The organism is Deinococcus fonticola (assembly GCF_004634215.1).
GTDB lineage: Bacteria > Deinococcota > Deinococci > Deinococcales > Deinococcaceae > Deinococcus > Deinococcus fonticola.
On the sequence record NZ_SMMH01000019.1, the window covers coordinates 1 to 20,770 of the forward strand.

The following is a 20,770-nucleotide window of genomic DNA, read 5'->3' on the forward strand; positions in this document are numbered from 1 at the left end:
GCCAGGACGATTTCTTCCTTGACCCCAGATGCCCAAGTTTTGCGCTGCTTTCCCATAGAGTTCCTCCAGTTTGCCTGACCCTCCTATCGGTCAGGCGATTTTTGGAAGGAATCCCTGGAGCATTACCGACACTCCTGACTGGGAAGCCTGGCTGGGTGAACTTCGGCCGCTGGTGCTGTTTAACCTGATGTTTGGCGGAGCGATGGTCAACGCCATGACGATCGACGCCCTGCGCATTGATCTTTGGCCGCATGTGGGGCTGTCTATTTCGCTCGACGCGCAGAAGGTAAAGGTCTTGCACGCGCGACCTGGAGTCATTTTGCCCGGTGGCACCGCTCCCAGACCGACCCCCGAAGCGGCCGGAGCGCGGGCGCTGAGCGTCATCAGCGAGTTCTGGCGCTGCCTTTCGCTGCTGCCTGCGGTGATCGGGCGTGGGGAGTGGCTGATGGCGTTTCAGGGGTTGAGCGTGGAACTGGGCCTGGTCACCGAACTGCTGATGCTGGCAGCGGGGGCGGTGCGTGACCGGGGCGTCAAGAACCTGAACGAGTACCTGCCCCATGACCTGCGTGAGGCCCTGGAAAGGGCCGTGCTGCCGCCTTCCATGACCCCGCCGCACCTGGCCCGCGCACACCTGCACCTCACGGAAATCGTCAAGATTCACGGACGGCAGGCCGCACAGGCGCTGGATTTTCCCTATCCGGCGGCCCTGGAGGAAACGGTGATGCACTATGTACATGCTGAATTGGGAAGGCTGAAAATTACGCCCGCGTAACGGTTCTGCGTCAACGTTCCGGCTCTGTTCCTCACTTCGTACTGACTGCAAATCTATACGCCTGCTTTCCTTTCTCAAGCTGGGCGGTTTAAGCTCTTGTCATGCAAGCGAGCAGCGTGGTGGTACTTATTATTAGTCTCCGGGGAGTCCGAGGCTAAGCGTACTGTTACCGCGACCCGCACCCCCGACCACACCAGGTGGCGGGGGGTTTTTCTTAGGAGGGGGCAATGGCACAGAAGGCGGAAAGTACGGGTTTGGAGCGGGGTGACATGACGGGCGCCAAGGCGCTGTGGGCGACCCTGGCGAACCACGGCATCACCACGGTCTTCGGGTATCCGGGCGGGGCGATTATGCCCGTCTACGACGCGTTGACGTTCTACCCGGAGGTGCGGCACATCCTGACGCGCCACGAGCAGGGGGCGGCGCACGCGGCCGAAGGCTGGGCCAAAGCCACCGGACAGCTCGGGGTGTGCATGGCGACGTCCGGGCCGGGCGCGACGAACCTGGTCACGGGCCTGGCCGACGCCATGCTGGACAGCGTGCCGCTCCTGGCGATCACCGGAAACGTGGCGCGGCACCTGATGGGCACCGACGCTTTTCAGGAAGCGGACATCACCGGCATCACGCTGCCCATCACCAAACACAACTTCGTGGTGCGCGAAGTCGAGGACATTCCGCGCGTTCTGTCCGAGGCGATCTACATCGCCCGAACCGGGCGGCCCGGCCCGGTGCTGGTGGACATTCCGAAGGACGTGCAACTGGCGGCCTTTCACGGCGAGTTGCTGCCCCCTCTGCCGCGCCGCGATGCGTTGAAACCCGCGCCGGAAGTGGTGGAACGCGCCCAGGAAGTGCTGCGCAGCGCCAGAAGGCCGGTGATGATGCTGGGCGGCGGCGCCCTGGACGCCGCGCAGGAAGTCACCCAGCTGGCCCGCGCCTGGAACGTTCCCGTGTCCACGACCCTGATGGGCCTGGGCGCCTTTCCCGCCAGTGACCCCCTGTGGCTGGGCATGCCGGGCATGCACGGCAGCGTGGCCGCCAACCGCGCCATCAGTGACGCGGACGTGCTGCTCTCTATCGGCATGCGCTTCGATGACCGCGTGACGGGCCGCGTGAACGGCTTCGCCCCGCACGCCCAGATCATTCATGTGGAACTGGACGCCGCCGAGATCGGCAAGATCGTCCGCACCCATGTCCCGGTGCGCGGGGACGCCAAAGAGACCGCCCGGGCGCTGCTGGCCGGCGCAGCGCGGCTGGAACACCCCGAATGGGACGCGCAGATTGCCGAGTGGAAGTCGCGTACACAGACGCCGGATCACTGGGGCGCGGGGTACGCCATCAAGGCCGTGTGCGACCGCCTGACCCCCGACGACATCCTCAGCAGTGACGTGGGGCAGCACCAGATGATTGCCGCGCAGGAGGCCCGCTTCGAGAAACCCCGCCGCTGGCTGAATTCGGGCGGGCTGGGCACCATGGGGTTTGGTTTTCCCGCGGCCATCGGGGCCGCACTCGCGGAGCCGGGCGTGCGCAGTGTGGTCATTGCCGGGGACGGCGGGTTTCAGATGACCGCGCAGGAACTGGCCACGCTGAAACACGCGAATATTCGGAACGTCAAGATCTGCATCGTCAACAACAGCTTTCTGGGCATGGTGCGCCAGTGGCAGGAACTGTTCCATGAAAAGCGCTACAGCGAAGTGTGGCTGGGAGACAGCAACCCCGACTTCGTCAAACTGGCCGCCGCTTATGACGTTCCGGCTTACCGCGCCACAACTGCCGACGACCTCCCCGCCGCCATCGACGCCTGGCTGGATGACCCGAACTCTGCCCTGCTGGAAGTCGTCGTGCCCAACGAGCACGGCGTGTTCCCGATGGTGCCCGCCGGAGCCGCGCTGTACGAAATGATCGAAACGGAGCCGGGGCGCACCCCGGACCTCTCCGACGAGATGGAGAAAGCCGCCGAGGAGGCCAACAACGCATGAGCTCCCACTCCCGCGACCCGCAGCGTGACCAGCTTCTGAGCATCCTCGTTCACGACGAACCCAAAGTCCTCACCCGGATTACCGCCCTGTTCGGCCGGCGCGGGTACAACATCAAGAGCCTGTCGGTCGGGCAGACCGAGCACCCCGGCATCTCGCGCATGACCATCGTGGTGAACGGCGACCGGGGCGTGGTCGAGCAGGCCATCAAGCAACTCGAGCGCCTGATCGACGTGGTGAAAGTCATCGACCACAGCCTGGAGAAATTCGTCGACCGCGAGCTGGTGCTCGTGAAGGTCGCCATCACCCCTGAAACCCGCGTGGAAGTGCGCCAGATCGCCGAGGACTTCCGCACCCGCATCGTGGACGTGGGCCGGCACGCGCTGACCTTCGAGGTGACCGGCGACGAGGGCAAAATCACTGCCTTTATCGAGCAGATGCGCCCCTTCGGCATTCTGGAAACCATGCGCACCGGACGCATTGCCCTGACCCGTGGCAGCAACGCTGACATTGCCACGCACGTCTACCACGACGGCGAAACCCAGACCCTCAAACCCGTCGTGGAAGGCGTCGAAGCCAGGGAAGAACGGGCACGGCATGTTCCGAATCTGTTCTAAGAAGGCGACTTCCCGGCTTCACGACAAGAGAGATGGCCCGGAGAGTTCGCCTCTGGCGTAATCTTCCCTCAAGCATTTGACAAAAGAACGCAGTGATTTTGTCCGAGCAGAGCGAGTGAATTTAAATGAGCAGGACGGACTGGCACAGCTCCGCAGGAGAGAATGGAGCGCTCTGGGGTGCCCTTCCTCAGAGCGCGTCATTCGGAGTACTGCCCTAGCCCACATTTCATCTTCGCGCGCTCAATACAGGAGAATTCATTTCATGGCTGCAAAAATGTATTACGACAGGGACGTTGACACCAGCATTCTCGAAGACAAGCTGATCGCCATTATCGGGTACGGTTCTCAGGCCCACGCGCACGCGCAGAACCTGCGGGACAGCGGCTTCAACGTGGTGGTGGGCCTGCGCGAGGGTTCTGCCAGCAAGGCGAAGGCCGAGCAGGCGGGCCTGCGCGTGGCGAGCATCGAGGACGCCACGAAGGAAGCGGACGTGGTGATGCTGCTGATTCCGGACGAGCAGCAACCCAAAACGTACGAGCAGAGCATTGCGCCGCATCTGTCGGCGGGCAAAGCCATCGCGTTCGGTCACGGGTTCAACGTTCACTTCGGGCGCATCAAGCCCCCGGCAGAGGTGGACGTGTTTCTCGTGGCCCCGAAAGGACCGGGGCACATGCTGCGCCGCGTCTACGTAGACGGCGCGGGCATGCCGGGCATTTTTGCCGTGCAGCAGGACGCGAGCGGCCAGGCACGTGACCTCGCGCTGGCTTACGCCCGTGGGATCGGGTGCACCAAAGCGGGCGTGCTGGAAACGACCTTCAAGGAAGAAACCGAGACGGACCTGTTCGGAGAGCAGAGCGTCCTGTGCGGCGGCGTCACGCACCTCATTCAGGCGGGCTTCGAGACGCTGGTGGAAGCCGGTTATCAGCCGGAAATCGCCTACTTCGAGACGTTGCACGAGGTCAAGTTGATCGTCGATCTGATCTACGAAAAGGGCTTCGAGGGCATGCGCCACAGCATCTCCAACACCGCCGAATTCGGGGATTACGTGACCGGGCCGCGCATCATCACCGATGAAACGAAGGCCGAAATGGGCCGCGTGCTGAAAGACATTCAGGAAGGCCAGTTTGCCAAGCGCTTCATCGACGACGCCGAAAGCGGCTTCCCGTACATGGAGGAGCAACGCGGCAAGATGCGCACCCACAAACTCGAAACAGTGGGCAAAGAACTGCGCGACAAGATGCCGTTCATCAACAAGAAGGCCCTGGAAGTCTGAGCAACGGCCCCGACCCAGCGGGTTGATCCTGAAGGGCAAAGCCAGGGCGAGTTAGCTAGAGCGCCCTGATTCACCCCCCAGCCTTTCATCAGCGTCCCGTTTGTTGCGTTCTGCCCCTGAACAGAGGGCTTACTGCACATCCGGGACGCTTTTCTTTCTTCCTTCAATCGGGTTTACGGCCATTGCCTCACTGTTCAACCGAAACCCTTTCAGACGGGCACTGGCCGCCCGAGTTCGGGGAAAGCGGAGCGTCCTTTCCTGGCTTTAGCGTTGTGGCCCCAGCACAGGTGCAAACACCCGAACTGGCTTTGATCGCTTGCCCCGCTTCCTGGCTAGTTCAGCCAGCTCTGCACGGTGGCCCGCAAGCGCTCGGCGAGTGGGTAGGTCAGCCACTCCTTCAGGCGGGCGTCCTGGCGTTCGCTGGAGTTAGCGTACCAGACGTCAAATACCTCGCCGATGGTCGGTGCGCCGTCCGGGCCGGGGATGCGGGCCACGTCGTCTCCCCGGCCGATCTCGCCGCCCTGAATGACCCGCGTGTAGAAGCCGGGGCGGCGGGCCTGCACGAAGCGTTTGACGAACCCGGCGTCCTCCATGACGGCGCCCAGCGTGCCGCAGGGGACACGCACTCCGCTCACTTCCAGAATGACATTCCCCACCTGGAAGCGCTCGCCTATCTTCACCCCGGCGGACTCGGCGCCGCTGATCAGCAGGTTCTCGCCGAACTTGCCCTCGGGCAGGGGGCGGCCCAGCAAGTCCGTCCAGGCGTCGTAGTCCTCGCGGGTGTACACGTACACGGCCTGATCCGGGCCACCGTGGTGTTTGCGGTTCAGCACACGGTCGCCCACGACGCCCTGGGCACCGACCTGCACGCGGCCTGGCACGGGATGCTTGCGGATGCCGGAGATGGTGGTGTGGTTGCCGACCTGCACGGCGGTGGGCTGCCCGACGTTCACGCTGATGACTTTCATGTTGCCACCAAGTTTACCTGCCGGGCGGCGGTTACAGCAGGCGGCCCTCGTCCACGTCGAGGGGTTCGGGCGTACTCACCGGCACGCCACGGGCGTTCAGGGCCTCGCGGAGCATGGGGATGTTGGCCAGAGCGTGGCCCTTGGTGGTGTTCTCGAAAAACACGTACAACTCGCTGAGGTCGCCCTCTACCAGCGCGATTTTCTCGGCCCATTCGTCCATTTCGGCGCGGTTGTAGCGGTAGTCGTGGCGTTCGCTGGCGCTCTGGCCCTCCCACCACGATTGCCGGTTGCGCCCGTGCAGGCGCAGGTATCCGATGTCGCCAGTCACGTGCACCTGCGGCTCGGGCATGCCGCCCACCGGGGGATAGTCGGGGCTGACCCAGATCACGCCGAACTCGGCCATGCCTTCACGCACCTCGCTCTTGTCCCAGCTGGCATGGCGCAGTTCGACCGCCAGGTCGTGCCCGGCAAAGCGTTCGGTGAGCCGGGCCAGATACTTGCGGTTCTCTGCGGTGCGGTGAAACGAGTAAGGGAACTGCGCCAGGTAAGGCCCCATGACCCCGGCCTCGCGCAGGGGCTCGGGGCTTTGCAGCATGCGGTCGAAGTCCGCGTCGGTGGGGGCGCGGTCATGCGTGAAGACCTTGTTGAGCTTCACGGCGAAGCGCACCCGCCCACCCGATTTGCGGGCCATGCCCTCGAAGGCCTTCAGGCCAGGAATGGCGTAAAAGGAACTGTTGAGTTCCACCGCGTCGAAATGCCCGGTGTAGGTGGTCAGGTAATCCTCTTTGCGAACGCCCTCGTAGATCAGGCCGGGGGCGGCCCAGTCGTCGTTGGTATAGCCGCCGCAACCGATGTAAACGCGCATGGCGACAGCTTAGGGCATGGCGTGGCACGGGCGGTCTGACACTCCCTTCCGTAAACTTCACATCCCGCTTTTTACAGCCCGCAAAAGCGAGAAGGGCTGGTGTCTGCCCTCAACTGACGCGCGGGGAGCGGTTGAGGGTCGTCCAGAAGCGCAGAATGGTGTTCAGGGCGTCCCGAAATTGCGTGAAGTCCAGCGGCTTGACGACGTAGGCGGTGGCTCCGTGCTCATAGCAGGCCTTGATGTCGCCTTCCTCGCCGCTGGTCGTCAGCATCACCACGGGAATCTCGCGCAGGCGCCGGTCGGCCCGCACAGCGTCCAGCACCGCCAGGCCGTCCATGTGGGGCATGTTCAGGTCGAGCAAGATCAGGTCCGGGGCCGGCTGGCTGGGGGCTTGCAGAATGTTCAGCGCCTCCTCGCCGCTATGCGCCACCGTGACCTGCTGCGCCTCGACTTCACTCAGGGCAGTCAGGGCAAGTTCCACGTCATTGGGGTTGTCGTCGACCAGCAGTATGTGACGTTCCATGTCCGGCTCCTGCGTGCCTGGCAAAGCACGGGCTCTGAGAAGGGGTGGGGGTGAGGGAACCCATCTCTGCTGATAGTTTATTAGAAATTTTTCAAGTAAACGTGAAGTGGGGACATTTACCGGGGCCGCTGCCCGGCGCAGACAGCGATCTGCACAACTGCGCCGGCACCAAAATGACTCTGTCAGACGGGACGCTACACTGCGGGGCGTGTTAGCCAAGCGCATCATCCCCTGTCTGGACGTGCAAAACGGGCGCGTGGTCAAGAACGTGCGGTTCTTCGAGAATCACCGTGACGCGGGCGACCCCTTGGCCCTGGCGCAGGCTTACGAGGCTCAGCAGGCCGACGAACTGGTGTTTTACGACATCACCGCCACAGTTGAAGGACGCGGCCTGATGCTGGATGTGGCCGCCCGGGTGGCCGAGCAGGTCATGATGCCGCTGACCATCGGTGGCGGCGTGAACCGTCTCTCGGACTTCCGCGAGTTGCTGGGCGCGGGCGCCGACAAGATCAGCGTGAACAGCGGCGCCGTGAAGCGGCCCGAACTGATCCGTGAGGCCAGCGACCATTACGGGGCCCAGTGCGTGATGCTCAGCATCGACGCCAAACGCCGCCCCGGGACGTCTACCTGGACGGTGCACCTGGCAGGCGGGCGGGTGGACACCGGCCTGGACTTGCTGGCGTGGGCCGTGCAGGGTCAGGCCCTGGGCGCGGGCGAGTTGTGCCTGAACATCATGGACGCCGACGGCACCCGCGCCGGCTTCGACCTGGAAGCCACGCGGGAAGTGGCCCGCAGTGTGGATATTCCGGTGATCGCTTCAGGGGGCGCCGGGAAAATAGAAGACTTCCGCGACGTGCTGCTGGGCGGCGAAACCGGTGGTCACGCCGACGCCGCCCTGGCCGCCAGCGTCTTCCATTTCGGCGAATTGACCGTGCCGCAGGTGAAGAAGTACCTGCAAGGCGAGGGCCTGGCGGTCAGGCCAGAGTGGCCGGGAGTCGGTGAGGGCTTGTAAACGGCGAAACCACCCCTCAGGCAGGACATTTCCCTTTGCCGACTATCCACCACCTGAAGCAACGGAGTTCCCATGAACCTGAATGAACTGAAATTTGATGCCAATGGCCTGATTCCCGTGGTCACGCAGGATGCCCGCACGGGCGCGGTGCTGATGCAGGCGTTCGCGGACGCAGCGGCGGTACAACGGACGCTGGAAACCCGCGAGGCCACGTATTACAGCCGCTCACGCCAGGGGCAGTGGGTGAAGGGCGCGACCAGCGGGCACACCCAGCGGGTTCTGAGCGTCACGGCGGACTGCGACGGCGACAGCCTGCTGTACCGCGTGGAGCAGACCGGCCCGGCCTGCCACACCGGGGCATATTCGTGCTTTCACCAACCGCTGCTGGCAGACGAAACCAGGGCTGAGGAGGGGCAGGAGGGCCTGGACGGTACGCTGGAGCGCGTGTACGCCACCATCAGCGAGCGCCTGGCGACCCTGCCGGAAAACAGTTACGTGGCGCGGCTGCACGCGGGCGGCCTGGACCGCGTCCTCAAGAAGATCAGCGAGGAGGCGGGTGAAGTGCTGCTGGCCGCCAAGAACGGCGACCGGGCCGAACTGGCGACCGAAGCCGCTGACCTGCTGTTTCACACGCTGTTCGCGCTGGCCGAAGTCGGCGTGTCGCCCGGCGACGTGGCCCGCGTGCTCCAGGCCCGTGAAGGCCAGACCGGCCTGAAGGGGCCGAAAGAAGTGGGGTGATACCAACTCGGATCGAACCGTTGACAAAACGATTCAATCCGAGCGAAGCGAGAAGGAGAAAAACGGGTGCCGGGCGTGAAGTTCACTCACCGGTGAGGTTTCGGCGGGTGAACGAAACAAACGGAACCTGTATCAGCGGCCGTCTGCCTTCCTTGAACGGTGGCAGGACTTGGCCTGACGTGACCCGCGTATGCTGAGCGCATGGAGTCTTTCAACGTCACCGTCGGCCCCGTCAGTCGTGACCTGCCCACCGTCAAGGTCGGCAGCGTCAACCGTGTTCCCCTGGTGGAGTTCATCGGGGACAGCGAATTCACGAACGAAACGGCGCAGGCCATGCTGCCCCTGATCCCGGCTGGCACCGAGGTGCTGCTGACCGTGGTCACCAACGCCCTGCCCCTGACGCACGAGCTGAGTGACCGCAGCGGCATTCCTTACGTGTGTGCCCGCAAGAAACGCCGCACCTACATGACCGACCCGATCATTCAGGACGTGCCCAGCATGACCCTGGGCGTCAGCGAAACGCTGTGGCTCGACAGCCACCAGGCCGCCCGGCTGGCCGGCCGCCAGGTCACCATCGTGCAGGACGTGATGGCCTCAGGCGGCACCGCCCGGGCCCTGGCCCGCTTCGTGGAACGCGCCGGCGGCAGCGTCATCGGCTACCTCGCCGCTTTCAAGCAGGGTGACTCCGACCTGCCCGTGACGTTCCTCCAGGAACTGCCGACCTCGCTGTAAAGAACAGCGCCACAGGGCCGGTATAAGCGCCGCAAGCCTACGGTTGGCTTGCGGCGCTCTTTCGATAGGCTTACGGAAGCCGGCGCCGTTCTTCTACAAGTCTGGACTTTACTGCGCCGATTCGAGAAGGCCATCCGAATTTTCTGCGCGTCGTCCAGAAGCTGTTTTCTTTTACTCACCACTGGCCCGGAAGAAGAGATAACCCTTCTCTTCTTCCGGGCCCTTCCTACTGATCTTCGAGTTCGCGCCTGAGTTTCTGGGCGGCGCGTTTCTCGTGTGCGGGGCGGTGGGCGGCATTCTTACGGCCGGCCAGCACCTGATGCAGGGTGCTGCGGATGGTTGGTTTCTCCGGCGTTGCCGGTTTTTTGGTCTTTTTACGGGCCATGCGTTTTTCCTGTAGAGAAGTTACGGGTGCTTTGCGAGCCACTCGGTGATCCAGCGGGCCACCTGATCGCTTTTGGCGTAAGTCATGTCGAGGTGGGCCGCGCCGGGCAGGGTGTGCAGCGTCAAGTCTTTGATGTGCCCCTCGGCGTACTGCTGGAAGTCCTGATCGGTGGTCACGCCGTTCTGCGCGGTAATGCCCAGCAGGGGCAGGGTCACGGCGGCGTTGTACAGCACCGGCAGGGTCTGTTCGTAGGGAGTGCCGGTGGTGCTGAGGCGGGCGGCCGCCACGTCCAGCGCCAGTTTTTGCGGAAAGTACCACTCGGTGGCGTCGCTGAGCGGCAGCCAGAAGCGCCGGGCGAAATCCTGCGCTTCGCTGAGGCTCTGCGCATCGCCCTGCCATCCGATGAGCTCCTCCGGGTCTTGTGGCCCCTCGATGCGCTGGCTGTCCTGGCCGCCCAGAAAGCGCGGCAGTGGGTTGGGCGTCTCGCGGACGTTGGTGGCGCGTCCGGTGGTCAGCGCCAGGAACGGCACGAAGGTGTAACGCTGCGAGATGGTGGTCATGGCAGCGGCCAGGTTGGTGGCCGGCCACTTCAGGAAGGCGCCCGGGGGCGCAGGGGCCTGCGGGTACTGCGCGGCCAGGCGGGCCTGCGCGGCGGCGCGGCTGGCCAGTTGTGGCCCATAGAAAAAGGTGTTCACGTAGGGCGCGCTGGCCAGGTTGTCGATGCCGGGAATGGGGCCGATCATGTTGCTGGCGCCCTGCTGGTACTCCTGCGGGGTAACCGCATTGCCGCTCAGCAGGCCAGGGTAACCGTCCAGCATCACCAGGCCGCGCACGTCGTCGTAGCCGCGCTGGCCGCCAAAATCGTAGGCGGCGTACAGGCCGCTCAGGGCCGCGCCCAGCGAGTGACCGCCGATGAACACCCGGGGCGTGAGTTTCCTGGCTTCCTGCACGGCGGCGCGCCAGTCGTTCAGGGTGACGTTCAGGCCCCAGTCCTTCATGTAGGCGACCTTCTCGGCCGGCAGTACGGGCAGCCCCTCGCGCGCCAGCGTTTCCAGTTGCGCCCGTGACGCGAACCGGACGCGGTTTTGCGGTTCCAGCAGGTTGGAACGCCGGTCGACCGCCCACACCGCCACTTTCGGGTCGAGGGCCACGATCTGCCGGGCCAGCCGGTCGAAACTGCCCGCCCCGCCCAGATAGCCGGGCATCAGCAGCAGCACCGTCCCTGGGGTTTTGGAACCGTAGCGCAGGGTAATGCTGACATTCAGATTGGCGGGGGTGCCCGCGACGCTCAGGCCGGGGCGAAGGACGCGCTGCACCGGCACCCGTTGCAGGGCCGGTTCGGTGGGAGCCGCCCGGGCGAGAGTGAGAGAAGTCAACCCCAGCAGGGTCAGGGCAAGACGCTTCATGCTTCCATCCTGACGGGCCGGGGCGAAAGGCGTGTTGAGGCTCACTTTATCTCCTGATGCTGCTGGATCTTCCGCAACTGGTGAAAGCGCCCGGCCAGGGCCTGCCACGGCCCCAGTTGAAAGTGGTTGTGCCCCAGCGGACTGGTGGAAGGCAGCACCCACACCTCGGCGCCCTCCAGCCTGAAGTCCTGCTGGCCGTAAGGCAGCTTCGCGGTGGGCTGCCCCAGCGTTTCGGAGGCGCCGCGCTTGCTGGTGAAAGCCACCAGCGCCGGGCGGTACTGAATAATCTTCTGGCGCAGTTCGTCGGGGCGCCAGGCCTCGCCCGGCAACGCGGCGTCCACGCCCGAGTGCCGCTTGGCGACATCGGTCAGGCCGATCCCGAATCCAGGCAGCAAGGGAAACTCGTGCGGCGCCAGTTGCCGGGGGGTCAGGCCCACATCGAAAAGCGTGCGCCAGAACTTGTTCATCGGGTTGGCGTAGTACGCCCGGCGCGCCGCGCTGATCTTGCTGGGGGCCGTGCCTACCAGCACCAGCGTCAGGCCCGCTTGCAACACGTCCGGCACCAGGTATTCGCCGCCCCCCGTGAGGTCGGGCGCCCCGGAACGGCCAGCTTCAGTCATCGTCGTACCGCTCTTCTTTGAAGGGATCGCCGCGCATGTGGTAGCCGTTTTCTTCCCAGAAGCCGGGACGGTCTTCCCCCATGAACTCCAGTTCGGTGAGCCATTTCGCCGACTTCCAGAAGTAAAGGTGCGGCACCACCAGGCGCAGCGGGCCGCCGTGCTCCGGGTCGAGCGGTTCGCCCTCGTACGTGTGCGCCAGCAGGTTCTCGGGGCGGGTGAAGTCGTCCAGGCTGAGGTTGGTGCTGTAGCCGCCCACGCTGCGCTGCATCACGTGCGTCGCGCTAGGATCAACCTGCACCTGGGCCATCAGGTCCGTGACGCGCACGCCGGTCCAGGTGGTGTCCAGCTTGCTCCAGTGCGTCACGCAGTGAATGTCGTAGGTCAGGGTGGTCTGCGGCAGGGCCAGCAGATCCGCCCAGGTGAATTCGCGCGGCTGCGCCAGCCCCGTGATGCGTACCACCACGTCCTGCGGCGCGTAGTGTGGCGTGGGGCCGTAGGTCAGCACCGGAAAACGCACCGAGAGCGTCTGCCCCGGCGGAATCCGGCCATTCAGGTCGTCTTTCGGTTTCTTGAAGAATTTGCCGAGCATAAGCGCATTAGGCGATAAGTCGCCTGGCGGCGCGGCGGCCAAAGCACTTTTCAAGGAAAAGGTGAAGGAGCAGGAAATAGAGCTTCCACCTCCTTCAACCGCTCACTCCAGCGGCAGGCTGGTGGTGTATTTCTCCTGCTTCACCACGATGGTGCTGTCAGTGTTTCTGACGCCAGGAATGGCGGCCAGCACGTCCACCAGGAAGCTCTGGTAGGCATCGAGGTTCGGCACGCATACTTTCAGCAGGTAATCGGTGTCGCCCAGGCACAGGTAGCATTCCAGCACCTCGGGCCGCGAGCGCATCTTCTCGGCGAAGTCCTCGAAGCCCTGTTTGGTCTGCTTGTCCAGCGTGACGCGCACCATGACCATCAGGTCGCGGTTCACCAGTTTCGGGTCGAGCAGCGCCACGTAACGGTGAATGATGCCTTCCTCCTCCAGCCGCCGCACGCGCCGCAGGGTGGGGGCGGGCGTCAGGCCGATCTCGTCGGCCAGGTCGGTGTTGGGAATGCGGGCGTCGCGTTGCAGGATGGTCAGGATCTTGCGGTCGGTGGCGTCCAGGTGAACGGGGTTGGGCGGCTGCGGCATCATTGCCCTCAGAATACACCGCGCCGCGCAACGATGTTGCAGATCCCCCCTGCCATGCTGCCCCTTCAGGCAATCGGAGAGGCGTGTTCCTCTGCTAGCATTGCGCGAAAGAACAGAAAAGGCGTGGCCGAAGATCCTCAGGCGGCGCGCCCGAGGTGCACATATGAAAATCGGTCTTCCCAAGGAAATCAAAGTCAAAGAAAACCGCGTGGCCATGACGCCCGGTGGGGTCGCCACCCTGGTGCGCCGCGGGCATCAGGTCGTGGTGGAAAGAGGCGCCGGGGTGGGCAGCGGTCTGCCGGACGCCGACTACGAGCAGGCCGGGGCCACCCTGGGCAGCGCCGCCGACGCCTGGGCGCAGGACATGGTGGTGAAGGTCAAGGAACCCATCGCCAGCGAGTACCCCTACCTGCGTGACGACCTGCTGCTGTTCACCTACCTGCACCTGGCCGCCGACCGCCCGCTGACCGAAGCGCTGATGCAGTCCGGCACGACGGGCGTGGCCTACGAGACGGTGCAGCTCGACGACGGCAGCCTGCCCCTGTTAACGCCCATGAGCGAAGTGGCGGGCCGCCTGAGCGTGCAAGCTGGCGCCTACCACCTCCAGAAACCGGTGGGCGGACGCGGCGTGCTGCTGGGCGGCGTGCCCGGCGTGCAGCCCGGTCACGTGACCATCCTGGGCGGCGGTGTGGTGGGCACCAACGCCGCCAAGATGGCGATGGGCCTGGGCGCGAAAGTCACCATTCTGGACGTGTCGCAGCGCCGCCTGGCCTACCTGGACGACGTGTTCTTCGGCAAACTGACCACCATGATGAGCAGTGAGGCCAACCTGCGCGACCTGTTGCCCGACACGGACCTGCTGATCGGCGGCGTGCTGATTCCCGGCGCGAAAGCCCCGCACCTCGTCACGCGCGACATGCTGCCGCTGATGCCCGAGGGCAGCGTTATCGTGGACGTGGCGGTGGATCAGGGCGGCTGCGTGGAAACCATTCACGCCACCACCCACACGGACCCCACCTACGTCGTGGACGGCATCGTCCACTACGGTGTGGCGAACATGCCGGGGGCGGTGCCGCGCACCAGCACCTTCGCGCTGACCAACGCCACCTTCCCTTACGTCCTGATGCTGGCCGAGCAGGGCGCAGGCGCCCTGGAGAAAAACCAGGCGCTGCTGCTGGGCCTCAACACCTACCGCGGCAAACTCACGTACGCCGCCGTGGGCGAAGCCTTCGACCTGCCCAGCGTCGAGCCCAGAACCGCGCTGGCCTGAACGCGCTGGCCTGCGCCACCGGACACAGCACCCAGAGGACACATCACACGGAGTGGGACAGCGAACAGCTGTCCTGCTTTTTTTGAGGCGTGGCAAAGGGAGGGGGCGGCCTCTCCTCTGCCCCTGACCTGTCGACCAACCTCGTCCTTTTGCTACTTTCCTGTCATGCTTGATCCGTTTGCTGCTCTGCCGTTCGCCGCCGCTGTTCACCCGGAGGCCCGCGCGGCGCAGCGGCTCACCTGGGATTCGCGCGGGGCCGGGCCGGACACGGCGTTCGTGGCCCTGCCGGGCGAACAGATGCACGGCAACCGCTTCGTGGAGCAGGCGCTGGCGGCGGGGGCGCCCTTCGTGCTGACCGACCTGGAGGTGCCGCGCGCCGTGCGCGTGCCGGACGCCCAGGCCGCGCTGCTGGCGTGGGCGCGCCACGAGCGGGCCAGCAATGCGCTGGTGGTGGGCATCACCGGCAGCGCTGGAAAGACCACCGCAAAAAGCTACGTGGCAGCGGCGCTGGACGCGCTGTACATGCCGGTCTACAACACCATTCCGGCCATCGCCTGCTTTCTGATCGAGGCCAGCGGCCTGGGCCGACCGCTGGTGGTGGAGATGGGCATCGACCGCCCCGGCGAGATGGCGGAACTGATGGCCCTGGTCAATCCGAACGTGGGCGTGGTCACCTCGATCGGCCCGGCGCACCTGGAGCAACTGGGCAGCGTGGAACGCATCGCGTCCGAGAAGGGCCTGATCCTGCAGGGCCGCGAACTGGCGCTGGTGGGGCAGCAGGCCGCCGCCTGGTATCCGGACGCGCCGTCCTACGGTTTCGCGGGCGCGCACTGGGCGGGTGAAGCCCTGACCCTGACCCCAGAGGGCGCTTCGTTCCGTTACCCGCAGGGCGGGGGGAGCGGCAGTGTGGAAGTTCACCTGCCGCTGGCCGCGCGGGTGCAGGCCGAAGCGGCGGTGCTGGGGCTGGCGCTGGCCGGGTGGGCGGGGGTGCCGCTGCAGGAAGCGGCGCGGCGCCTGGCGGGTGTGAGCGTACCGGGGGGGCGTTACCGCGTGCTGCCGGGGCGCTTTACCGTGATCGACGACGCTTACAACGCTTCCCCAGTGGCGGTCAAGGCCGCGCTGGACGCCCTGCACGCCTTGCCTGGGCGGCGCATCAGCGTGCTGGGGCGCATGCTGGAACTCGGCCCGACCGAGCGGGAATTACATGCCGAAGTGGGCGCTTACGCCCGCCAGCGGGCCGACCTGACCTTCGGGGTGGGCGAATTTGCCGCCGAACTGGGGGAGCGGGCTTACCGCAGCGTGCCGGAATTGACCGAGGCGCTGCTGGGCACCGTTCAGGACGGCGATACCGTGCTGGTGAAGGCCAGCCGCGGCATCAGCTGGACGCCGGAACGCCGCGCGGCGCAGGGCGTGGGGCTCGACACCGTGGTCGAGGCCCTGCTGGGGTATCGGGGCGACTGAAGCCCTGGGTTGCAGCGGCGCGGCCACTCACGGCCTTCCTATGCGGGAGCGCCACAATGCGGGCTATGCGCTTCACGACTGGCTCCCTGCTGACGCTGACCTTCGCCGCCCTGCTCACGGCGTGTGCGCCCCGGGCAGTTCAGCCGCCGGTGGGCAATGGGTTGCGGGCCGCCTTCAGTGACGCGGGCGTGGTGTGGGCGGAGGGCGGCCGGGCCTGCGTGGCGCGGGCGCCCTCTTTCGTGCGGGCGTGCCCGGCGGTGGGGCGGGTGGTGGACGTGAACTGGCATGCCGCTCAGGCCTGGGCGGCCAGTCCGGATCTGGGCCTGGTGGCGACCCTCGACGGTGCACCGCAGACGCTAGCAGTGGGCGCGGTGGTGGCCCTGAGTGCACAGAGCATTTACCGCGAGGACGGTTCGGCGCTGACCTACGCGGGCGCGGCGGCGGCGGGTGTGCCGGGCCGGCCCAGTCTGGCCGTCACGGGCGGCGACGGCCTGGATTACGTGCTGCTGGGGGGGCAACTGGTTCGGGTGGGCGACGGCCGGGTGCTGGATCCGCTGGCTGGCCCATTTCTGGCGCTGACACCCTCGGGCGTGCGCGTCACCTCCTCTCCGGCGGTGGACACGGCGTTCGGCAGTTACTGGTTACGGAATAGCCGGCTGGAACGGGTAGACGCTGCCGGAAAGGTGCTGGCCAGTGTGCCTCACGCGGATGGGCAGGTCGGCCTGGTGGGCTCGCTGGTGGTCACCGTCTCAAGCGGGGGACAGGTACGGGCATTCGGCACCGATCTGACGGAAGTGCCCCTGAACTATTAAGGAATCTTTAACTGATGCTTTGTGAGACCACATTAGAAAAATGAGAATTGCCTGATCTTGCCCTTCTGCTGCGCGTTCAACAGTAGAGGGGCTCACATTTGCGTCGGGGACGCTGCCAACGCCGTACCCGGCAGGTGTCAGAGTTCCGTAAGCAGCCGAATGATTGGATGACAGGGCAATGACTGACCCGTCCGTACCCTCACCTGCGCGCCGTCCGTTTGGCTTGACCGATTGCTCTACTCCGTCAGGCACCGTCCCCTCGAACATGAGTGAATGCTAAAATCCGCCTGATCCTGGAGGGAGAATGTCGAGCTTTATCAACCGTCTACTGAACCCGCGCCCGGCGGCCATCGGCGTCGAAATTGGCACCAGTGCCATCAAGGTCGTGGCCCTACGCGCCGGTTCGCCGCCATCCTTACAACACGCCGTGATGGTGCCCACGCCCATCGGCAGCATGCGCGACGGCCTGGTCGTCGAGCCGCAGGCTGTGGCCAGCGAACTGCGCAGTCTCCTGGCCGAGCACCACATCACCACCAAGTACGCCGTGACCGCCGTGCCCAACCAGTCGGCGGTCACGCGCAACATCATGGTGCCGCGCATGGACCGCAAGGACTTACAGGAAGCCATCAAGTGGGAAGCCGAGCGCTACATCCCCTACCCCATCGATGAAGTCAGCCTGGATTTCGACCTGCTCGACGACCCGGAAGAGATTCCCGAGAACGGCCAGATGGAAGCCGTGATCGCCGCCGCGCCCACCGAGCACGTGGCGCGGCAGGTCGAGGTGCTGCGCCTGGCCGGCCTGGAACCCACCGTCATCGACCTCAAGAGCTTCGCGGCGCTGCGCGCCCTGCGCGGCAACCTGCTGGGCGAGCACCTCACCAAAAGCACCCTGACCGGCAGCAACTACACCGAGTCCGGCGAGGTCGCGCTGGTCATGGAGATCGGCGCGAGCAGCAGCGTCATCAACCTGGTGCGCGGCGACCGCATTCTCATGACTCGCAACATCAACGTCAGTGCCGACGACTTCACCACCGCCCTGCAAAAGTCCTTCGACCTGGACTTCACGGCCGCCGAGGACGTGAAACTGGGCTACGCCACCGCCACCACCCCCACCGAGGACGAGGAAGACCTGCTGAACTTCGACATGAGCCGCGAACAGTACAGCCCCGCGCGCGTGTTCGAGGTGGTGCGCCCGGTGCTGGGTGACCTGATCACCGAGATTCGCCGCAGCCTGGAGTTCTACCGTGTGCAAAGCGGCGACGTGGTGGTCGACCGTACCTTCCTGGCAGGCGGCGGCGCGAAACTGCGCGGCCTGTCCTCGGCCATCAGCGACGCGCTGGGCTTCCGGGTGGAAGTCGCCAGCCCCTGGCTGACCGTGCAGACCGACCAGGCCAATGTGGACACCGGCTACCTGCAAACGAACGCCCCCGAATTTACCGTGCCGCTGGGCCTGGCCCTCCGGGGGGTGACTGGCCGTGGTTGAAATCAACCTTCTTCCGCAGCAATACCGCAAGCAGTCGGCTCCAGACGCCTGGAAGTACGGCTCGGTGGCCGCCGTGGCCGTGACGCTGGCCGCCATGGGCGTCATGTGGGGCCTGACCAGCCAGAACGTGCGCCAGCTTCAGGGCCAGATCGACAGCGTGCAGGGCGACATCACGGCCCTGACGCCGCAGAAGCAGAAGTACGACGAACTGGTCACCCAGCAGCAGAACCTGGAAAAAGTCACCAGCGTCGCACAGACCCTCAAGGGCACCAAAACCTACTGGTCGAACGACCTGGCGGTCTTCAGCCGCGAAATCCCGGCGTCTTCCGGCGTGGCCCTGACCAAACTGACCATGCGCGACAAGAAGCCCGAGGAACTGACCACCGATCAGGGGAACGGCATTTTCATCGGCAAGGCGGTGCGCCGCGAACTGGATCTGAGCGGCGCGGCCAGCAGCCAGCAGGCGGTCATCAACTTCCTGAACACCTTCGAGAACAGCCCCGGATTCGGCGTGAATTTCCAGGGCATGCAGCGCGACGACAAGAGCGGCGCCTACACCTTCAATGCCAGGGTCGGCATCGTCGGTGACAGCCCGGCAGCTACTGCTACGCCAGCCGCCCCAGGGGCCGCACCAGGCACGGCGGCTACTGCGCCCGCACCGGCAGCTCCCGCTGCGCCGGCAGGGGGAACCAATGGCAACTAAACTCACTCCTCAAACACAGTTCCTGCTGGTGGCCGCCCTGTGCCTGCTGGCCCTGCTGGCTTTCTTCCTGTACTACTACAAGCCCAAGCAGGAGACCCTGACCATGATGCGCGACGACCTGGCGGCCAAACAGAACACCGCCGAACAGTACCGCGCCGCCGCCGCCGCCATTCCGGATCTGACGGCCAAGGTCGGCAAACTGGAGCAGGAACGGGCGGAGTTCGTGCGGGCGCTGCCCACCACCCAGCAGTTCGGGCAGGTGGTCGACCAGTTGCGGGCCAACGCCAGCGCCAGCAAAACCGAAGTGACCAGCCTGACATTCGCCAACAGCCAGGCCCCCAACCTGCCGGCAGGCGTGCGGCCCATCAACGTCAACATGGCCGTGCAGGGCCAGTTCGGGCAGCTCTTTCAACTGATGCGCCGCATGGAAACCCAGAACCGCTTCACGACCTTGAACACCCTTGACCTGCAACTGCCCAAGGCCGACAGCTTCAACCCGAACCTGCAGGGCACGCTGGCGCTGACCGTCTACACCTTCGATCCTGCCCAGGCGGCCCTGCCCACGAACGCCGCGCCGGCCGGAACAACGGCGGCCCCAGCGGCCCCCGCCAGCGGAGGCACCCCATGAGCCGCGCCCCCGTTACCCTGTCGCGCGAGATGAAAATAGGCCTGATCGCCCTGCTGATGCTGGCCCTGCTGGGCGGCTGGCTGGTCATGAACAACCGGCAAGCCGACGTGGACACCAGTGTCGCCCCAGCCGTTGCCACGACTGACCCCGCTGCGTCCGGCACCGATACTGCCGCGTCCGGCACGTCCAGCACTGCCGGGACAGATGCCGCCACGAACGGGACGCCCACCACTGCGCCGCAAGGCGCGACCGGCACCCCCTCTGGCACCCCGTCCGGCGAGGTTCCCGTCGCCCCCGGCACCCTGAACGGTGAAACGGGCGAAGTGGTGGCCGCGCCGCCCTTCCCGGTCACCGACCCGAACGGCAGCACGCCGGACCCCACGGTGCCCACCCCCGCCCCCAGCGGCATCAACCCCGATACGCCCCTGCTGAGCCTGAACGGCAACAATCCTTTCAAGCCCATCAAACTCGAAGCCCCCGAGGGTGGCTCGCAGGCCAGCGGCACCCTGGCCACGGCCCCCAGCTCCAGCGGCGAGGCGGCCTCGCCCGCCGTGACCATCACGCGGCCCAGCAGTTCTGCCGAGGAGATCAACGCCGCTCTGGCCAGCCCATCTTCACGTGGGCCCATTGCGGTCGCCCCGATCCCCGGTACGCCCCCAAGCACGGCTGGCCGCTCCGGGCGCAGCAGCGGCGCCATTCCCATTACGCCCCTGCCCGGCACCCCGGCCAGCATCCCCAGCCCCACCCTGCCCTCGCGCAGCGCTGGCAGCTCCAGGGCCACCACAGCCAATGCCCGCCCCACCAATGCCCGCCCCACCACTGCCAGCAACGTGCCCAGCCGCACGGTCACGGTTCCATCTGGCGGCGCAGGCAGCCGGGGCAATGCCGCGCCGGGCGGCCGCCCGGCCCAGCCGGCCACCACACCAGCGAATAAGCCAGTGGTGCCCCCCATTACCGCCGTGCGTGAACCGGCGGTCACGGTACCGGACGCCCTGAACCCCGCACCCAGCCCTGCCCCGGCCACCGCCAGCGCGAGCGCCGCCCAGGGAACTGTGGCGCCCGCCGAACCGCAGGCCATCACGGCCACCAGCCCAACGCCGACTAATTCAGGCCAGGTCAGTGCCAGCACCAGCAGTGAACTGGAAAACTACGTCAAAACGCACCAGATGGTCTTCGACGCGGCCGTGCTCGGCCCTGTAAACACCGCCATTCTCCGCTCCGATCAGGGCTTTGTCGTCGCCACGGCAGGCCAGCCCCTGCCGGACACCAAGATCATCCTCAAGGAAGTCACGGCCAGCTCCGCGACCCTGACCCTGGGACAAGACACCCTGACCCTGCAACTGGACAAAAGGTGA

Annotated in this window: 22 protein-coding genes; 14 read left to right on the forward strand and 8 right to left on the reverse strand. The window is 65.7% G+C overall.

The features are described 5' to 3' along the window. The first annotated feature begins 70 nt into the window (after positions 1–70). The 4 genes from E5Z01_RS11935 to ilvC all read left to right on the forward strand — a co-directional run bounded on the left by E5Z01_RS11935 (position 71) and on the right by ilvC (position 4,635). A complete protein-coding gene (locus E5Z01_RS11935; protein ID WP_135229570.1) occupies positions 71–772 on the forward strand; it encodes a hypothetical protein in 702 nt (233 codons plus the stop codon). Between the two features lie 269 nt (positions 773–1,041). Continuing rightward, on the forward strand, positions 1,042–2,748 hold the full coding sequence (gene ilvB, locus E5Z01_RS11940; protein WP_167757895.1) for a biosynthetic-type acetolactate synthase large subunit: 1,707 nt from the start codon (positions 1,042–1,044) through the stop codon (positions 2,746–2,748). Further along, positions 2,745–3,362 (forward strand): acetolactate synthase small subunit, encoded by a 618-nt coding sequence (gene ilvN, locus E5Z01_RS11945; RefSeq protein WP_167757896.1) that lies wholly within the window; start codon positions 2,745–2,747, stop codon positions 3,360–3,362. The genes ilvB and ilvN overlap by 4 nt, the downstream gene beginning before the upstream one ends. 262 nt (positions 3,363–3,624) lie before the next feature. After that, positions 3,625–4,635 (forward strand): ketol-acid reductoisomerase, encoded by a 1,011-nt coding sequence (ilvC, locus tag E5Z01_RS11950; protein ID WP_135229572.1) that lies wholly within the window; start codon positions 3,625–3,627, stop codon positions 4,633–4,635. Positions 4,636–4,967: 332 nt separating this feature from the next. Here ilvC and E5Z01_RS11955 read toward each other — a convergent pair whose 3' ends face one another. From E5Z01_RS11955 to E5Z01_RS11965, 3 genes are all read right to left on the reverse strand, one after another. Continuing rightward, positions 4,968–5,603: an MOSC domain-containing protein gene (locus E5Z01_RS11955; RefSeq protein WP_135229573.1), complete on the reverse strand. Its 636-nt coding sequence runs from the start codon at positions 5,601–5,603 to the stop codon at positions 4,968–4,970. 31 nt (positions 5,604–5,634) lie between these two features. After that, the gene (locus E5Z01_RS11960; RefSeq protein ID WP_135229574.1) at positions 5,635–6,468 is read right to left on the reverse strand and encodes a DUF72 domain-containing protein; all 834 of its coding nucleotides are present in this window, start codon (positions 6,466–6,468) and stop codon (positions 5,635–5,637) included. Between the two features lie 109 nt (positions 6,469–6,577). Then, entirely contained in the window at positions 6,578–6,991 is a 414-nt protein-coding gene (locus tag E5Z01_RS11965) for a response regulator (RefSeq protein ID WP_135229575.1), read from the reverse strand. Between the two features lie 208 nt (positions 6,992–7,199). Here E5Z01_RS11965 and hisF point away from each other — a divergent pair, with 208 nt between their 5' ends. The 3 genes from hisF (at position 7,200) to E5Z01_RS11980 (ending at position 9,473) form a co-directional block, all read left to right on the forward strand. Further along, on the forward strand, positions 7,200–8,003 hold the full coding sequence (gene hisF, locus E5Z01_RS11970) for an imidazole glycerol phosphate synthase subunit HisF (RefSeq protein ID WP_167757897.1): 804 nt from the start codon (positions 7,200–7,202) through the stop codon (positions 8,001–8,003). Between the two features lie 72 nt (positions 8,004–8,075). Next, on the forward strand, positions 8,076–8,741 hold the full coding sequence (hisIE, locus tag E5Z01_RS11975) for a bifunctional phosphoribosyl-AMP cyclohydrolase/phosphoribosyl-ATP diphosphatase HisIE (protein ID WP_135229576.1): 666 nt from the start codon (positions 8,076–8,078) through the stop codon (positions 8,739–8,741). A gap of 201 nt (positions 8,742–8,942) precedes the next feature. Next, positions 8,943–9,473 (forward strand): phosphoribosyltransferase family protein, encoded by a 531-nt coding sequence (locus tag E5Z01_RS11980; RefSeq protein WP_119765995.1) that lies wholly within the window; start codon positions 8,943–8,945, stop codon positions 9,471–9,473. 226 nt (positions 9,474–9,699) lie between these two features. Here E5Z01_RS11980 and E5Z01_RS19530 read toward each other — a convergent pair whose 3' ends face one another. From E5Z01_RS19530 to E5Z01_RS12000, 5 genes are all read right to left on the reverse strand, one after another. After that, the gene (locus E5Z01_RS19530; protein WP_167757898.1) at positions 9,700–9,858 is read right to left on the reverse strand and encodes a hypothetical protein; all 159 of its coding nucleotides are present in this window, start codon (positions 9,856–9,858) and stop codon (positions 9,700–9,702) included. 20 nt (positions 9,859–9,878) lie between these two features. After that, on the reverse strand, positions 9,879–11,264 hold the full coding sequence (locus E5Z01_RS11985) for an alpha/beta hydrolase family protein (protein ID WP_135229577.1): 1,386 nt from the start codon (positions 11,262–11,264) through the stop codon (positions 9,879–9,881). A gap of 41 nt (positions 11,265–11,305) precedes the next feature. After that, positions 11,306–11,884, reverse strand: a complete 579-nt coding sequence (locus E5Z01_RS11990) for a mismatch-specific DNA-glycosylase (protein ID WP_135229578.1) — start codon at positions 11,882–11,884, stop codon at positions 11,306–11,308. After that, positions 11,877–12,473 (reverse strand): sulfite oxidase-like oxidoreductase, encoded by a 597-nt coding sequence (locus tag E5Z01_RS11995; RefSeq protein ID WP_135229579.1) that lies wholly within the window; start codon positions 12,471–12,473, stop codon positions 11,877–11,879. The genes E5Z01_RS11990 and E5Z01_RS11995 overlap by 8 nt, the downstream gene beginning before the upstream one ends. 102 nt (positions 12,474–12,575) lie before the next feature. Further along, on the reverse strand, positions 12,576–13,061 hold the full coding sequence (locus tag E5Z01_RS12000) for an Lrp/AsnC family transcriptional regulator (RefSeq protein WP_233554681.1): 486 nt from the start codon (positions 13,059–13,061) through the stop codon (positions 12,576–12,578). A gap of 160 nt (positions 13,062–13,221) precedes the next feature. On the opposite strand from E5Z01_RS12000, the gene ald reads away from it, so the two are divergent. From ald to E5Z01_RS12035, 7 genes are all read left to right on the forward strand, one after another. Beyond that, on the forward strand, positions 13,222–14,328 hold the full coding sequence (gene ald, locus E5Z01_RS12005; protein WP_135229580.1) for an alanine dehydrogenase: 1,107 nt from the start codon (positions 13,222–13,224) through the stop codon (positions 14,326–14,328). Between the two features lie 165 nt (positions 14,329–14,493). Next, positions 14,494–15,789 (forward strand): UDP-N-acetylmuramoyl-tripeptide--D-alanyl-D-alanine ligase, encoded by a 1,296-nt coding sequence (murF, locus tag E5Z01_RS12010; protein WP_135229581.1) that lies wholly within the window; start codon positions 14,494–14,496, stop codon positions 15,787–15,789. 65 nt (positions 15,790–15,854) lie between these two features. Then, the gene (locus tag E5Z01_RS12015) at positions 15,855–16,601 is read left to right on the forward strand and encodes a hypothetical protein (RefSeq protein ID WP_135229582.1); all 747 of its coding nucleotides are present in this window, start codon (positions 15,855–15,857) and stop codon (positions 16,599–16,601) included. A 304-nt stretch (positions 16,602–16,905) separates the two neighbouring features. Then, complete coding sequence (gene pilM, locus E5Z01_RS12020) at positions 16,906–18,084, forward strand: type IV pilus assembly protein PilM (protein ID WP_119765988.1); 1,179 nt, start codon at positions 16,906–16,908, stop codon at positions 18,082–18,084. After that, positions 18,077–18,787, forward strand: coding sequence for a fimbrial assembly protein (locus E5Z01_RS12025; RefSeq protein WP_135229583.1), 711 nt, complete (start codon positions 18,077–18,079; stop codon positions 18,785–18,787). Before pilM ends, E5Z01_RS12025 begins: the two co-directional genes overlap by 8 nt. Next, complete coding sequence (gene pilO / locus E5Z01_RS12030; RefSeq protein WP_135229584.1) at positions 18,777–19,415, forward strand: type 4a pilus biogenesis protein PilO; 639 nt, start codon at positions 18,777–18,779, stop codon at positions 19,413–19,415. Before E5Z01_RS12025 ends, pilO begins: the two co-directional genes overlap by 11 nt. Then, complete coding sequence (locus E5Z01_RS12035; RefSeq protein ID WP_135229585.1) at positions 19,412–20,770, forward strand: hypothetical protein; 1,359 nt, start codon at positions 19,412–19,414, stop codon at positions 20,768–20,770. The genes pilO and E5Z01_RS12035 overlap by 4 nt, the downstream gene beginning before the upstream one ends.